This window comes from Microbacterium invictum, from assembly GCF_034421375.1.
GTDB classification, from domain to species: Bacteria; Actinomycetota; Actinomycetes; order Actinomycetales; family Microbacteriaceae; genus Microbacterium; species Microbacterium invictum_A.
In genome coordinates this window covers 467,137-481,519 of sequence record NZ_CP139779.1, presented here as the reverse complement: position 1 = coordinate 481,519, position 14,383 = coordinate 467,137, and the positions used below count along the sequence as shown (strand labels likewise).

11 protein-coding genes are annotated in these 14,383 nt (G+C 71.5%); 4 read left to right on the top strand and 7 right to left on the bottom strand.

From position 1 onward, the window contains the following. Nucleotide 1: 1 nt before the first annotated feature. The 6 genes from T9R20_RS02375 to xylA all read right to left on the bottom strand — a co-directional run bounded on the left by T9R20_RS02375 (nt 2) and on the right by xylA (nt 6,078). Entirely contained in the window at nt 2–493 is a 492-nt protein-coding gene (locus T9R20_RS02375; protein WP_322410959.1) for a glutaminase, read from the bottom strand. Continuing rightward, nucleotides 490–1,710 carry a cation:proton antiporter gene (locus T9R20_RS02370; RefSeq protein ID WP_322410958.1) on the bottom strand — a complete coding sequence of 407 codons (1,221 nt, stop codon included), beginning with the start codon at nt 1,708–1,710 and terminating at the stop codon, nt 490–492. Before T9R20_RS02370 ends, T9R20_RS02375 begins: the two co-directional genes overlap by 4 nt. Nucleotides 1,711–1,759: 49 nt before the next feature. After that, complete coding sequence (locus tag T9R20_RS02365; RefSeq protein WP_322410957.1) at nt 1,760–2,650, bottom strand: transposase; 891 nt, start codon at nt 2,648–2,650, stop codon at nt 1,760–1,762. 82 nt (nt 2,651–2,732) lie between these two features. Continuing rightward, a complete protein-coding gene (locus T9R20_RS02360) occupies nt 2,733–3,437 on the bottom strand; it encodes a GTP pyrophosphokinase family protein (protein ID WP_322410956.1) in 705 nt (234 codons plus the stop codon). Between the two features lie 54 nt (nt 3,438–3,491). Next, nucleotides 3,492–4,790: a xylulokinase gene (gene xylB / locus T9R20_RS02355; RefSeq protein WP_322410955.1), complete on the bottom strand. Its 1,299-nt coding sequence runs from the start codon at nt 4,788–4,790 to the stop codon at nt 3,492–3,494. A gap of 100 nt (nt 4,791–4,890) precedes the next feature. Beyond that, nucleotides 4,891–6,078, bottom strand: a complete 1,188-nt coding sequence (gene xylA / locus T9R20_RS02350) for a xylose isomerase (protein WP_322410954.1) — start codon at nt 6,076–6,078, stop codon at nt 4,891–4,893. A gap of 116 nt (nt 6,079–6,194) precedes the next feature. On the opposite strand from xylA, the gene T9R20_RS02345 reads away from it, so the two are divergent. The 3 genes from T9R20_RS02345 (at nt 6,195) to T9R20_RS02335 (ending at nt 11,964) form a co-directional block, all read left to right on the top strand. Beyond that, nucleotides 6,195–7,223 (top strand): LacI family DNA-binding transcriptional regulator, encoded by a 1,029-nt coding sequence (locus T9R20_RS02345; RefSeq protein WP_322410953.1) that lies wholly within the window; start codon nt 6,195–6,197, stop codon nt 7,221–7,223. A gap of 101 nt (nt 7,224–7,324) precedes the next feature. Next, nucleotides 7,325–10,657, top strand: coding sequence for an endo-1,4-beta-xylanase (locus T9R20_RS02340; RefSeq protein ID WP_322410952.1), 3,333 nt, complete (start codon nt 7,325–7,327; stop codon nt 10,655–10,657). Nucleotides 10,658–10,734: 77 nt separating this feature from the next. Then, the gene (locus T9R20_RS02335) at nt 10,735–11,964 is read left to right on the top strand and encodes an ROK family transcriptional regulator (RefSeq protein WP_322410951.1); all 1,230 of its coding nucleotides are present in this window, start codon (nt 10,735–10,737) and stop codon (nt 11,962–11,964) included. Here T9R20_RS02335 and T9R20_RS02330 read toward each other — a convergent pair. After that, a complete protein-coding gene (locus T9R20_RS02330; protein ID WP_322410950.1) occupies nt 11,936–12,934 on the bottom strand; it encodes a LacI family DNA-binding transcriptional regulator in 999 nt (332 codons plus the stop codon). The two genes, T9R20_RS02335 and T9R20_RS02330, sit on opposite strands and share 29 nt — an antisense overlap. A 159-nt stretch (nt 12,935–13,093) precedes the next feature. Between T9R20_RS02330 and T9R20_RS02325 the strand changes: the two genes are divergently transcribed. Then, nucleotides 13,094–14,383 (top strand): ABC transporter substrate-binding protein, encoded by a 1,290-nt coding sequence (locus tag T9R20_RS02325; RefSeq protein ID WP_322410949.1) that lies wholly within the window; start codon nt 13,094–13,096, stop codon nt 14,381–14,383.

The window sequence follows — 14,383 nt, the reverse complement described above, 5'->3', positions numbered from 1 at the left end:
CTCAGGTCGCACCCCCGGGCGGATTCAGGAGCAGATCGACGCGTTCCTCGAGATAGCGCGCGAGGGGAACCCAACCGCCCTTCGCACTCCATCTGACCTGCGGTTCGCCGCCCGCGATCCGCACCGGATCGGATGCCGCGCCGCGGCCGATCGCGTCGAGATCCAGTCGCCGCCACCCGATGTGGACGGTCTCGCCCTCGGCGAAGCCTCCCCGCCGCGCGGCGGCGGCCAGCTCCGCCCGCCGGCGCTGAGACTCGGCGGTGAACCCGCGCCGCACCTCGGCGCGCGCACGCAGGATGTCGCCCGTCGCCAGCAGCTCGTCGTCGGTGAGGAGGAGGGTCCCGAGATGCCAGGCGTCGCCCTGCCGCACGATGCGCGGCGAGCGGCGGATGCCGAGCAGGCGTCGCGGCGGCAGCAGTTCTCCGAGGCCCTCGCGCGGAACGCCGGCCAGCCGCGCGCGGGCGCCGGCGAGCAGCTCGTCGACGGCGCTCACGCGGGGTCGGACATCGGTGCGGAGTCCCATTCGAGGGTGTCGTCGGCGGACGTCGCCCGCTTCCCGCGGGTGATGGCCGCCAGGAGCGGGAAGAGGAGCACCGAGAGCATCCCCGCCCCGACGAGCACCGCGGCTGTGGATCCTTCGAGCACCTGCTCATCGACGCCGATGGTCGTCACCGCCACGATGATCGGGAGGGCTGTGGCGCCCATGAACATCGTCGCGACGCGATCGCGGACGCTCGAGCCCCGTGGCGCGGCGAGCATCGACGGCAGCCCGCGGACGACGAGCAGCGCGACGAGCGCGACGGGAACGGCGAGGATCAGCAGCGGTTCGGCGATGAAGCTCGCGAGGTCGAACTCGATGCCGGTGTCGATGAAGAACACCGGGATGAGGAAGCCGAACGCCACCGCCTCGACCTTCGTCTCGACGTCCTTGCGCTGCTTCTCTCCCGCCCCCCGCATGAGGAGGCGCCAGATGACCCCGGCCGCGAAGGCGCCCAGCAGCACGTCGACGCCGAGGATCACGCTCAGCACCACCAGGGCGGCGATGATGAGGAACATCACCCGGATGGCGAACTGGCCCGAGGTGTGGAGAGTGGCCGTGACGACCGTGTAGAGCGGGCCCTGCGGCATCCGGTACGCGAGCACCATCGCCCCGGCCGCCACGACGAGGAAGACCAGGAGCACGACGGTGGCGGTTCCGATGTCGCGCCCGCCGAGGAACAGCGTGATCGCGATGAGCGGGCCGAACTCGCCCACGGTTCCCACCGCCATCACCGAGCGGCCGAAGGGGGTGCGCAGGTCGCCGCTGTCGCGGAGGATCGGCACGAGCGCCCCGAGCGCCGTCGAGGCGAGCGCGATGCCGATGATGACTCCCGCTTCGCCGGGAGAGAGCACGAAGCCGATCCCCACGCCGACGGCGATGCTGATCGCCCAGCCGAACCAGGCGAACCGGCCGCCCCGCCCCTTCAGGGCGCTCGCCTCGATCTCGGAGCCGGCGATGAAGAACAGCGCGACGAGGCCGAACTCGCTGAGGAAGTCGATGAACGCCGACTCGCCGACCCAGCCGAGCACCTGCGGGCCGACGATGATGCCGAGGAGGAGCTCGAACACCACGATGGGCACCGCGACCCAGCGGCTGAGGCCGCGCACCAGCAGGGGTGCCGCAACGGCGACCAGTGCGATCACGACCGCCGCGATGTCCAACCCGTCCACGTCGCTCAGCGTAGCGACAGTGGGGTCGACGGTCAGCGGGCGGCGCGGATCATTCCGGGGGAACGGCCCCGCGGGCCGCCTCGAGCGCGCGGCGCGCGTCCTCGGCTCGGGCCGCTGCGGCGGCCTGCGCGGCGGCGGCGTCGGCGCGCGCGGCGGTGGCGGCGCGCGCGTCCTTCTCCAGCCGGGCGAGCTGCGCCCGGAGCTCGTCGACCCGCTCGGCGAGGTGGTCGGCGCGTTCCGTGGCCGTGGCGAGGAGTGCGTCGGCGCGACGGAGCTCGCGCTCGGCGTCGCTCGCTCCGCGCTCGGCGGTGCGCACCGCCTGCTCGGCCGCCTTTCGCGCCCGGCGCGCGGCGAGATCGTCGGCGGTGCGGTCCGGTCGCCGCGGCGCGTCCGAGACGCCCGGGATGCTGCCGGCCACCGCCGCGGAGAGATCGACCGGGTCGACGCCGGTCGCCTCTAGGGGGCGGATGAGCCGCCCCGTGGCGACCGCCGCACCCGCGAGCGGGTCGAGAAGCGCGGCGGTCAGGGTCGCAGCGACGTCGTCGCGCGCGGCCGCACTGATCGTCACGCCCCGGTCGGCGGCGAGCGACGCCGCCCGGCGGGCGAGCGCCTGCACCAGCGCACGGCGCTCGCGGCCGAGACGCTGCAGCTCCCGCGCGTCGAGGTCGTCCTGCGCCTCGCGGAGCGCTACAGCGAGCTCGAGCAGATCGGCGATGAGGCCCTCGCGGGCGAGGAGGTCGACCGCCCAGGCGGAGGCGGCGGGCTTGCGGAGGGCGCGGATGCGCGTGCCGAGAGCCCGCGGCACGCCCTGCGCGCGGGCGTTGCGCGCAGCGGTGAACTCGTCGGGGCGGAGGGCGTAGAGCTCGGCGGCGATCGCGTCGAGGTCCTCACCCGCGCCGTCTCGTCCGCCGCCCGCGTCGCCCGCCTCGTCACCGGCCATCGCCCCATTCTGCCCCGCGACGACGGCATCAATGGCTCGGAGGGCGCGCGCAGTCAGACGGCCAGAGCGCCGCGGCACAGGGTCAGACCGCCAGAGCGCCGCGGCGCGGCGGGGGCCCGGGAGGCGTCGGCGGCGCGTGCAGCTCGCGGTGCAGCCGCTCCATGCGGGCGTCGAGCTCGGACGCGGTGTCCGCGGCATCCTTCAGGCTCTCGATGAGCCCCTCGGGCACCTGACGGTCGTACTTGTAGTAGATCTTGTGCTCGAGGCTCGCCCAGAAATCCATCGCGATGGTGCGGAACTGCACCTCGACCGGCACCGAGACGCGGCCGCTGGAGAGGAACACCGGCACCTCGACGATCGCGTGGAGGCTCTTGTAGCCGTTCGGCTTGGGGTCGGCGATGTAGTCCTTGACGCTGCGCACGGTCACGTCGTCCTGGCGCGTCAGCAGGTCGAACAGGCGGTAGGCGTCGGTGACGAAGCTGCAGGTGATGCGGACCCCGGCGATGTCGGTGATGTGCTCGCGCACCGCGGCGAACTCGGGCTCGAGACCCTTGCGCGCGACCTTCTGCACGATGCTGTCGGGAGATTTCACGCGGCTCGACACGTGCTCGATCGGGTTGTAGTCGTGCAGGTAGAGGAACTCGTCGCGGAGGATGGCGATCTTCGTCTCGATCTCCTGCATGCCGAACCGGTATTCGAGGAGGAACCGCTGCATCTCGTCGCGGAGCGCGCGCATCTCGGCCGGGCTCACCGAGATGCGGTCGTCGTCGTCGGGGGCGCTGGCCATGAGGCGACGGTAGGGGCGCCGGCTCTGAGCGGGCTGAGAGGGTGCCCGCGTCGATCAGAGGATGCCGGCGGCCTGCCGTGCCGCGCCGAGGGCGACGTACTCGCCGGGTGCGGGCACCTCGACGGGCATGCCGAGCACGAGGGGCGCGATCTCGCGCACGGCCTCGGACTGCGCTCCCCCGCCGATGAGCAGGGCGCGGCGAAGGGGCACTCCGAGGTCGCGGAGGGCGTCCAGGCCCGCGCCGAGCCCGCCGAGCATCCCCTCGACCGCGGCACGCGCAAGGTTCTCGCGAGTCGTGGAGGCGAGCGTCATTCCGCCCAGCGACGCGGTGGCGTCGGGGAGGTTCGGCGTGCGTTCGCCCTCGAAATAGGGCACGAGGGTGAGGCCCGCCGCCCCCGGCTCGGCGGCGAGCGCGAGGCGGCTGAGTTCGGCGTGATCGACGCCCAGGAGCTGGGCGATCGCGTCGAGCACGCGCGCGGCGTTGAGGGTGGCGACGAGCGGGAGGAACCGGCCCGTGCAGTCGGCGAAGCCCGCGACCGTGCCGGTCGGATCGATCGTGCGCTCGTCGCTGACGGCGAAGACCGTGCCGCTCGTGCCGATCGAGATCACGACGTCGCCCGGGGCGGCACCGAGGCCCAGCGCGGCGCCGGCGTTGTCGCCCGCACCGCCGCCGACGCGGCGACCGTCGGTGTCGGTGACGTACTCGTCGGGGCCGAGGACACGCGGCAGGTGAGCGTCACGGCCCAGCGCGGCGGAGAGCAGGTCACGGTAGTAGCCGCCGGTCTCGGGGTCCCAGTACCCCGTGCCCGAGGCATCCGATCGGTCGGTGACGAGCTCGTCGAGAACCGGACCATGCGGGGCCGCGCCGGCGGGACCGTAGCCGCGCAGCCGCCAGGTGAGCCAGTCGTGAGGGAGCGCCACGGCGGCCACGCGCGCGGCGTTGTCGGGCTCGGCATCGCGCAGCCAGCGGAGCTTCGTGATGGTGAAGGAGGCGACCGGCACGAGGCCGGAGCGCTGCGCGAGGTCGTCGGCGCCGAACTCCGCGATGAGGTCGCGGGCCGCGCGGGCCGACCGGGTGTCGTTCCACAGCAGAGCCGGACGGATGACGCGTCCGTCGGCGTCGAGCACGACCATGCCGTGCTGCTGCCCGCCGATGGCCCACGCCGCGACATCCGCCATGCCGCCGGCATCCTCGATCGCCGCCTGCAGGGCGGTCCACCAGGCGGCGGGGTCGATCTCGGTGCCGGCGGGGTGGGTGGCGCGCCCCTCGCGGACGACGTCGCCCGTGGCGGTGTCGACGATGACGACTTTGCACGACTGGGTCGACGAGTCGACCCCCATCACGAGCGCCATGGCTCTCCTTGCGTGTGGCGTGATCCGCCGAAACCCACCGCGGCCGTCGAGACCGACGGCGGCACGGTGGGTTTCGCGCGGATAGGTGGGTTTCGAGAGGTCAGCGCGCGCCGAGCAGGTGCTCGGTGGCCAGCTGCTGCAGGCGGACGAAGCCGAAGCCGTGCCCGCCGAGGTAGGCCTGCGCGTCGAAGTCCTCGTACGCGGAGCGGTCGGCCAGCAGGTCGTCGTACGACTCCCCCGCGTTCAGCGTCGGCTGGGCGAGCTCGGTGACCTTCGAAGCCTCGAGCGCCTCCTGCACCTCGGGGTCGGCGCGGAAGGCCGCGGCCCGCTCCTTGAGCAGCAGGTAGGTGCGCATGTTCGCCGCCGCCGAGTCCCAGACGCCGGTCTCGTCCTCGGTGCGCGAGGGCTTGTAGTCGAAGTGCCGCGGGCCGTCGTAGGCGGGCACTCCGCCCGGGCCACCGTTCTCGAGGAGGTCGACCAGAGCGAAGGCGTTGTGCAGGTCGCCGTGACCGAAGACGAGGTCCTGGTCGTACTTGATGCCGCGCTGCCCGTTGAGGTCGATGTGGTAGAGCTTGCCGTGGTACAGCGCCTGGGCGATGCCGGCGGCGAAGTTCAGACCCGCCATCTGCTCGTGTCCGACCTCGGGGTTCAGGCCCACGAGCTCGGGCCGCTCGAGCGAGTCGATGAAGGCCAGCGCATGCCCGAGGGTCGGGAGCAGGATGTCGCCGCGGGGCTCGTTCGGCTTCGGCTCGATGGCGAAGCGGATGTCGTAGCCCTTGTCGGTGACGTAGTCGCCGAGGAGGTTCACGGCCTCGCGGTAGCGTTCGAGGGCCGCTCGGATGTCCTTGGCCGCGTCGTACTCGGCGCCCTCGCGGCCGCCCCACATGACGAACGTCTTCGCGCCGAGCTCGGCGGCGAGGTCGATGTTGCGGAGCACCTTGCGCAGCGCGAAGCGGCGCACCTGACGGTCGTTGGAGGTGAAGCCGCCGTCCTTGAACACCGGTGCGGAGAACAGGTTCGTGGTGACCATCGGCACGATGAGGCCGGTGTCGGCCAGCGCGCCCTTCAGCCGGTCGATCTGCGTCTGACGTTCGGCGTCGGTCGAGCCGAAGGCGAACAGATCGTCGTCGTGGAAGGTGAGGCCGTAGGCGCCGAGCTCGGCGAGCTTCTCGACCGCGTGGACGACGTCCAGGGCGGGGCGGGTCGGGCCGCCGAACGGGTCGGTGCCGTTGTATCCGATGGTCCAGAGGCCGAACGAGAACTTGTCGGCGCGGGTGGGGGTGGGCATGGCGCTCCTTTGCGGGAAAATGTTGCGGTTAACAACCTATACCAGAACGGATGCCGCGTCCACCGCCATCGCAGCGGGTCGCTCCGTCTTCGAAACTTTCGGATTACACTCGCGGCATGGGTGACACGACGCGCGTGACGCTGGCGCAGCTGGCCCGGGAGGCCGGGGTTTCGATCGCGACGATGTCGAAGGTTTTGAACGGCCGGACGGATGTCGCGGCGACGACCCGCGCCCGCATCGAGCAGCTCCTCGCCGAGCACGGCTACACCCGCCGCGCGACCGGTCGACGGGGCGATCACGTCGAGCTCGTCCTCCACGAGCTCGAGCCGAGCTGGTCGGCCGACCTCATCACCGGGGTCGAGACGGTGGCCGCGCACGCAGGACTGTCGATGGTGCTCACCCTCAGCGGCGACCGGCACGCCCCGGGCGACGACTGGATCGACGGCGCGCTTCGCCGGAGCCCGGCGGCGGTCATCCTGGTGTTCTCGGATCTCGCCCGCGCGCACCGAGACAAGCTCAAGCGCCGCGGCATCCCGTTCGTCATCGTCGACCCGTCCGGCGATCCGGCCGCCGATGTCCCGGCCGTCGGGTCGGCGAACTGGAGCGGCGGGCTCGCCGCAACCCGGCACCTCATCGAGCTGGGACACCGCCGGATCGCGGCGATCACCGGCCCACCCGACGCGCTGTGCTCGCACGCGCGCCTCGACGGCTATCGCTCGGCCATGAACGCCGCGGGGCTCCCCGTCCATCCGGACTGGGTGCGATTCGGCGACTTCCACCCCTCGGGCGGCGAGGTCTGGGCGCGGCAGCTGCTCGCTCTCCCCGACCGGCCCACCGCGATCTTCGCCGGCAGCGACCTTCAGGCCATCGGCGTCATCGCCGCGGCACGCGCGGCCAGGTGGGACGTGCCCGGCGACCTCTCCGTCGTCGGGTACGACGACATCCCCCTGGCGCGGTGGTTCAGCCCGCAGCTCACGACGGTCCACCAGCCGCTGCGGCGGATGGGCGAAGAGGCGACGCGCCTGGCGCTCCGACTCGGCGAGGGCGGCCAGCCCGAGACGCTGCGCATGGACCTGGCCACGCACCTCGTCGTGAGGGAGAGCACGGCACCGGTGCCGACGGACGCGCCCGGCCCCGAAACTTAAGTGCAGGGTTTCGTAACGTTTCCATGAGGAAGGCCTTCTCGGCCCCTTTTGCGCACATAGGTTTGCGACCACGACAAACCCCCGCGCAAAGGAGCGTATTCGTGAGACGACATCGCGCCCGATCCGCTGCGGCCGCCGTCCTGGCAGCCGCTGCACTGATCGTCGCCCCCCTGTCGGCCGCTTCGGCCGCCGACACCGTGATCGCCTCGATCGACTTCGAGGACGGCACCACCGGCAGCTGGATCCAGAGCGGCGGAGGTGAGAACACACTCGCCTTCCCCGAGGTGGACGGCAGCCGCGTGCTGGCGGTCCAGGACAGGACCGCCGACTTCGACGGCATACAGAGCCCTGCCGGCATCTTCGAGGCCGGAACGACCTACGAGGTCTCGGCACGGATGAAGCTCGCCGAGGGCGTCCCCGACACCCAGGCGCGCTTCGTGATGAAGCCCGACTTCACCTGGATCGGGAACACCACCATCTCGGCCGCCTCATGGACGACCGTGACCGGCGAGTACACCGTGCCCGAAGGGGCCGACCTGACCGCGCTGCAGCTCTACATCGGCACGTCCGAGCTGACGACGCCCGCGCCGTACACCTACTACGTCGACGACCTCGTCCTCACGGCGCTCGACACGGAGCCCACCGACCCGACCGAGCCGACCGATCCCGGCACCCCGCCGGTGACCGGTCCGACCGCGCTCTCGAACGACTTCGAGGAGGGTCTAGGGGGCTGGGGTCCGCGCGACAGCGGCAGCGGCGCCCCGACGGTGGCCCTCACCACCGACGACGCGCAGCAGGGTAGCCAGGCGGCAGCCCTGACGGGACGCACCTCGCAGGGCTCGGGCTTCGGGCACGACATCGCCGAGCTCCAGTCCGACACCACCTATGAGGTGACCGCCTCGGTGCGCTTCGGCGAGGGTCAGCCGACGAGTCCGGTCTGGCTGAGCCTGCAGCGCGACTACCAGGGGGCGACGACCTTCTCGACCCTGGCGCAGTTCGCGACCGTCACGAACTCGGGGTGGACCCAGGTGCGGGCATCCTTCCCGCTCCAGGCGTTCGACACGGGCCTGCTCTACTTCGAGACCGACTACAACGGCACGAACACGTCCGACCTGTACTTCGACGACATCCAGGTGAGTGTTCCCGAGCCCGGTGAGATCCAGGAACTCACTCCGCTGAAGGACACACTCGACGTGCCCGTGGGCGTCGCGATCGACAGTCGCGAGACGACCGGTGTCGCCTCGGAGCTGCTGCTTCGTCACTTCGACCAGATCACGGGCGAGAACTACATGAAGCCCGAGGCCTGGTACGACGCGAACGGCCAGTTCCGCCCGAACCCGGAGGCCGTTGCGCTGATGGACTTCGCCGAGGCGAACGACCTGGCGGTGTACGGCCACGTGCTGGTGTGGCACAGCCAGACGCCGGCGTTCTTCTTCCAGGCCGCCGACGGCTCGCCGCTCACCACGAGCGAGGGCGACAAGCAGATCCTGCGGGATCGCCTGCGCGAGCACATCTTCAACGTCGCCGAGTGGCTCGCCACCGAGTACGGCGAGTTCGGCGGCACCAACCCGCTGAACGCGTGGGACGTCGTGAACGAGGTCGTCTCCGACGGCTCCGAGTACGACGACGGCCTCCGCCGCAGCGAGTGGTACCGCATCCTCGGTGAGGAGTTCATCGACCTGTCGTTCCAGTACGCCGACGAGGCGTTCAACGACGTCTACGCCGCCGACGGCACCGACCGACCGGTGACGCTCTTCATCAACGACTACAACACCGAGCAGTCGGGCAAGCAGGGCCGGTACCTCGCGCTCGTCGAGCGGCTCCTCGCCCGCGGCGTGCCGATCGACGGCGTGGGTCACCAGTTCCACGTGAGCCTGGCGATGCCGGTCTCGGCACTGGAGCAGGCGATCCGCACGTTCGCCGACCTCCCGGTGACCCAGGTGGTCACCGAGCTCGACGTCACCACGGGCACTCCGGTGAGCGAGGCGCTGCTGATCGAGCAGGGCTACTACTACCGCGACGCCTTCCGCGTGTTCCGCGAGAACATCGACGAGCTCTACAGCGTGACGGTGTGGGGCCTCACCGACGGCCGCAGCTGGCGCTCGGCCAACGGCGCTCCGCTGCTCTTCGACGACGCCTATCAGGGCAAGCCCGCCTACTTCGGCGCCGTCGACGAGGAGCTCCCCGCGCGGCAGCGCAGCGCGTTCGTGTTCGGCGGTTCCGTCCCTGTGGACGACGCCGCGACGAGCGCGTCCGAGTGGGAGCGCCTCCCTCTGCTGCCGATCGAGCAGAGCGGCGCATTCCAGCTGCGCTGGGAGCCCGGCACCCTCACCGCGTACATCGAGGTGACGGATGGATCGAGGGATGACGCCGACGGCGTCGCCTTCACCGTGGGCGACCAGCAGTACGTCGTCGGCCGGGACGGCGAGGGCGACGTCTCCGCGGCGGTCACCGAGACCGAGACCGGCTACCGGGTCGTGGCGGCGCTGCCTCTGGGTGACGCGGCGCTCGGCGACGTGGTCCGCTTCGACGTGCGCATCGACGATGGGGACGCCACGGCCGGGTGGAACACGGCCGGAGAGCTCGGCAACCTCACCCTCGTCGAGCCGCTCTCGTTCGTCGAGGTCGTCGAGGCAGCCGACGCGCCGACCATCGACGGCGCCGTGGAGGACGCGTGGGCTGCGGCGAACGCCGTGACCACCGACCGCCAGGTCGAGGGGACGGGCGGCGCGACCGCGTCGGTGCGGACCCTCTGGCAGGACAACGCGCTGTTCGTCCTGGCCGAGGTCGCCGACCCCGTGGTCGACGTCTCAGGGTCCGACCCCTGGATCCAGGACTCGGTCGAGATCTACGTCGACGCCGGCAACGTCAAGAACGGCTCGTACCGCTACGACGACACCCAGATCCGCATCAGTGCGGCCGGCGCCGTGTCGTTCGGAACCGGTGACGAGGCGTTCCAGCGAAACCGCGTGGAGTCGCAGGTGTCGATCGTCGACGGCGGCTACATCGTCGAGGCCCGCATCAGCCTGCTCGATTCAGGCGGTGAGGGGACGTTCCACGGTCTGGACTTCCAGGTCAACGACGCCTCCGACGGCGCGCGCACCGGCATCCGCAACTGGGCCGACCCCACCGGCGCCGGTTACCAGTCCACTGCCCGCTGGGGCGTGGGAGAGCTGGTCGCGGCGGAAGGCACCACACCCACCCCGGGCGAGTCCACCCCGCCGCCGACCGGGCCGGGCACGCCCGGCGAGCCCGGTACGCCGACCACGCCTCCGGCGTCCGGCGGGTCCGGTGGCGGCACGGCGGACGACCCGCGCAACCCGCTCGCCGCGACCGGTGGTGGCCTGCCGTTCGGGCTGGGTCTCGCGGGGCTGCTGGCCCTCCTCGCGGGTGCGATCCTCGTCCAGCGGCGAAGGGAGCGGATGCAGGGCTGAGACGGACCTCTCCTTCTCACACCATGGTGCCCCGCGTCCGTCCGGGCGCGGGGCACCCTCCTCCCTACACTGGAGCGATGAGTCTGGTCGGGCCCGGCGGTCGGCAGCGGAACCTGTCGACGATCCTGACGCTGCTGCACCGCACCGGGCCGCTGTCGCGGGCGAGCCTCACCGAGGCCACGCGCCTGAACCGGTCGACGATCGCCGACCTCGTCGGTCAGCTCGTGCGCCACGGCCTCGTGACCGAGCGTGCACCCGACCCGGCCCGCCGGGTGGGCAGGCCCTCGCCGATCGTCGCCCTCTCGCCGCGGGTCGTCGCGATCGCCGCGAACCCCGAGGTCGATGCGATCACGCTCGCCGCCGTCCGCCTCGACCAGACGACGGTGATCCGCGAGCGTCACGAGGTCGACCGCCCACCCACCCCCGAGGAGGCGACCGCCCTCCTGGCCGAGCGTCTGACCGTGTGGCGTCAGGGCCCGCTCGCCGATGCCGCGATCGTGGGCGTCGGCCTGGCCGTCCCGGGCCTGGTCCGCGCCTCCGACGGACTGGTCCGCGACGCCCCCCACCTGCACTGGCGCGATGTACCCCTGGGCGATCTCGTCGCCGAGGCGACGGGCCTGCGCACCCGGGTCGCCAACGACGCGAGCCTCGGCGCGATGGCCGAGCACCTCTTCGGCGCCGCGCGCGGCGTCGACGACGTCGTCTACCTCAACGGCGGCGCGAGCGGCATCGGCGGCGGCCTCATCGTCGGCGGAGTCGCCGTCGGAGGATCCGGCGGGTACGCCGGCGAGTTCGGTCAGAACCGCCCGGGGATCGCCGACGGCGCCGACCGGCTCGCCGTCGACGGGGTGCTCGAGGACGAGGTCAGCAGATCGCGGCTGCTCGCGGCGGTCGGACTCGACTCCGCCGACGAGCCCACGCTCGCCGCCGCCCTCGCCGACCCGCCCGATCCCGAGACCCGCGCCGCCGTCGCCGGCGAGGTCGAGCGGCAGCGCCGCATCCTGTCCACCGCCCTCGCCAACGCCGTCAACGTCCTGAACCCGTCCGTGGTGGTGCTCGGCGGGTTCCTCGCGACGATCGCCGAGGTCGACGTCGACGATCTGCTCGCCCGGGTGCGGGCGCAGGCCATGCCGGCGGCCACGGAAGACCTCCGGCTGCGCCTGGCCTCCCTCGCCGAGGACCGGCTGCTCATCGGGGCGGCCGAGGTCGTCTTCGACAGCCTCCTCGCCGACCCGGCGAGTGCGCCCGACCTTCCCGACGACGGCCTCGAGACACGCGTCACCGCGGCGGCGCCGTCGTCCCCCTGACCACGAGCCGCGTCGCCAGCCCCACATGTGTGGCCTCGAGCGTCTCGCCGTTCATCAGCGTCACGAGCATGCCGGCGGCGGTGGCGCCGAGTCCCTGCATGGGCTGACGCACCGTCGTCAGCGACACCGGGCCCTGCGTCGCCTCGGGGATGTCGTCGAAGCCGATCACCGACAGATCGTCGGGGATCTGCAGCCCCATCCCTGCGGCCACGTCGATCACCGCCAGCGCAGACAGGTCGTTCGCCGCGAAGACGGCGGTGGGCGGGCGGGTCTGCGCCAGCAGCGCGCGCGCCTGCTCTCGCACGACGTCGGGCTGGTACATTCCGACCCGCACCAGCGAGGGGTCGTAGGCCACCCCGGCATCCGAGAGCGCGCGCCGGTACCCGGCATCGCGAAGGATGGATGACCGCAGGTCGGGGCGACCCGCGATGAACCCGATGCGGCGGTGGCCGAGCTCCAGCAGATACCGGGTGGCCTCACGGGCGCCGGCGAAGCTGTCGGATTCGACCGTGGGGAGGTCCGCGCGACCGGTGTGGGGGTCGACGGCGACGATCGGCACCTCGGCGCTCGCACCGACCACGGTCGGGGTGACCATGATCACCCCGTCGATGAGGGTTCCGCTCAGACGGCTGAGCGACCGGCGCTCCCATCCCTCGCCGTTCTGCTGACGCGATCCGCTGTACGCGAGAAGGTCGTAGTGGGTGTCGCGGAGCGCCCGGCCCACGCCCTTCATGATCTCGGCGCTGAACGGCTCGAAGTCGGCCACCAGCACACCGATCACCCCGGTTCTGCGCGAGCGCATGCTCGACGCGACGAGGCTCGACTCGTAGCCGAGCTGGGCGACGACCTGCAGCACGCGCTCGACGGTGTCGGGGGCGACGCCGTAGCGGCCGTTGACGGCTTTGGACACCGTCGCCGCCGACACGCCCGCGGCGCGGGCGACGTCGGTGATCGTCGGACGGGATCCCATGGAGGGGATGCTAGCCCCATTGAAACTGTTTTCGAAAACGTTTGACACCTTTCCGTCCGTTCCGAAGACTGGACGCCGTCCGGGTCCCGACAGCAGCCCGGAATTCGCAGCACCTCGAGGACCGAGCGTGCACCTCAAGGAAGAGAACAGGTGAATCACATGAAAGCCAGCAGAATCACAGCGGGCGCGGTGTCACTGCTCGCCGGCGCGCTCGTACTGAGCGCATGCTCCGGCGGAGGCGGCGGCGAGTCCGCCGACGGAAGCGTGCAGATGACCCTCTGGCAGAACTCCACCACCGGCCCCGGCCAGGAGTTCTGGACGAACGCCATCGAGGCGTTCGAGGAGGAGAACCCGGGCGTCACCATCGAGATGCAGTCGGTGCAGAACGAAGACCTCGACGGTCTGCTCCAGACCGCGCTGAACGCCGGCGACCCGCCGGACATCTTCCTGCAGCGCGGCGGCGGAAAGATGGCCGACATGGTCAACGCCGGTCAGCTGAAGGACCTCACCGACGTGATCTCCGACGACGTGCGCGCCGAGATCCCCGAGGGCTCCTTCGCCGCCGAGACCTATCAGGACTCGGTGTGGGCCATGCCGCTGTCGGTGCTCCCCGGTGGCTTCTGGTACAGCGAGGACGCCTTCGCCGAGGCCGGGATCACCGAGACCCCCGCGTCGATCGACGACCTCGAAGCAGCCGTCGAATCCCTCAAGGGCACCGGCATCGCGCCGATCGCCCTCGGCGCCCAGGACGCCTGGCCCGCCGCGCACTGGTACTACTTCTTCGCCCTCCGCGAGTGCAGCCCCGAGGTCATCGAAGAGACCGGCGACTCGAAGGACTTCAGCGACGAGTGCTGGACCCGCGCCGCCGAGAACCTCCAGGACTTCGCCTCGATCGAGCCCTTCAACGAGGGCTTCCTGACCACTCCCGCCCAGCAGGGCGCGGGATCGTCGGCGGGCCTGCTGGCCAACCGCCAGGCCGCGATGGAGCTCATGGGCGCGTGGAACCCGGGTGTCATCGCCTCCCTCACGCCCGACGAGCAGCCTCTCCCCGACCTCGCCTGGTTCCCGTTCCCCGAGATCGAGGGCGGCGAGGGTGAGCCCGGTTCGATGATGGGCGGTGTCGATGGTTACTCCTGCGCCGCAGACGCCCCCGACGAGTGCGTCGACTTCCTCAACTTCGTCGCCAGCGCCGAGCAGCAGCAGCTGTACTACGAGGCCTTCCAGTCGCCGCCGGTGAACACCGTGGCGCAGGAAGCGGTGACCGAGCCCTACCTGCAGCAGATCCTCGAGGCGTACAACAGCGCCCCGTTCGTCTCGCAGTGGCTCGACACGGTCCTCGGCCAGAACGTCGGCAACGCGCTGAACGTGGCGGTCGTCGACATGCTCGCGGGCAACAGCGACCCCGAGCAGTTCATCCAGTCGGTCAACACCGCCGGCGCGCAGGGCTGA

Excerpts from the sequence above, each read along its gene's own strand:
- T9R20_RS02360 (WP_322410956.1), bottom strand. The coding sequence starts at position 3,437 with ATGGCCAGCGCCCCCGACGACGACGACCGCATCTCGGTGAGCCCGGCC.
- xylB (WP_322410955.1), bottom strand. The coding sequence starts at position 4,790 with ATGGCGCTCGTGATGGGGGTCGACTCGTCGACCCAGTCGTGCAAAGTC.
- T9R20_RS02335 (WP_322410951.1), top strand. The coding sequence starts at position 10,735 with ATGAGTCTGGTCGGGCCCGGCGGTCGGCAGCGGAACCTGTCGACGATC.
- xylA (WP_322410954.1), bottom strand. The coding sequence starts at position 6,078 with ATGCCCACCCCCACCCGCGCCGACAAGTTCTCGTTCGGCCTCTGGACC.
- T9R20_RS02345 (WP_322410953.1), top strand. The coding sequence starts at position 6,195 with ATGGGTGACACGACGCGCGTGACGCTGGCGCAGCTGGCCCGGGAGGCC.
- T9R20_RS02365 (WP_322410957.1), bottom strand. The coding sequence starts at position 2,650 with ATGGCCGGTGACGAGGCGGGCGACGCGGGCGGCGGACGAGACGGCGCG.
- T9R20_RS02330 (WP_322410950.1), bottom strand. The coding sequence starts at position 12,934 with ATGGGATCCCGTCCGACGATCACCGACGTCGCCCGCGCCGCGGGCGTG.
- T9R20_RS02325 (WP_322410949.1), top strand. The coding sequence starts at position 13,094 with ATGAAAGCCAGCAGAATCACAGCGGGCGCGGTGTCACTGCTCGCCGGC.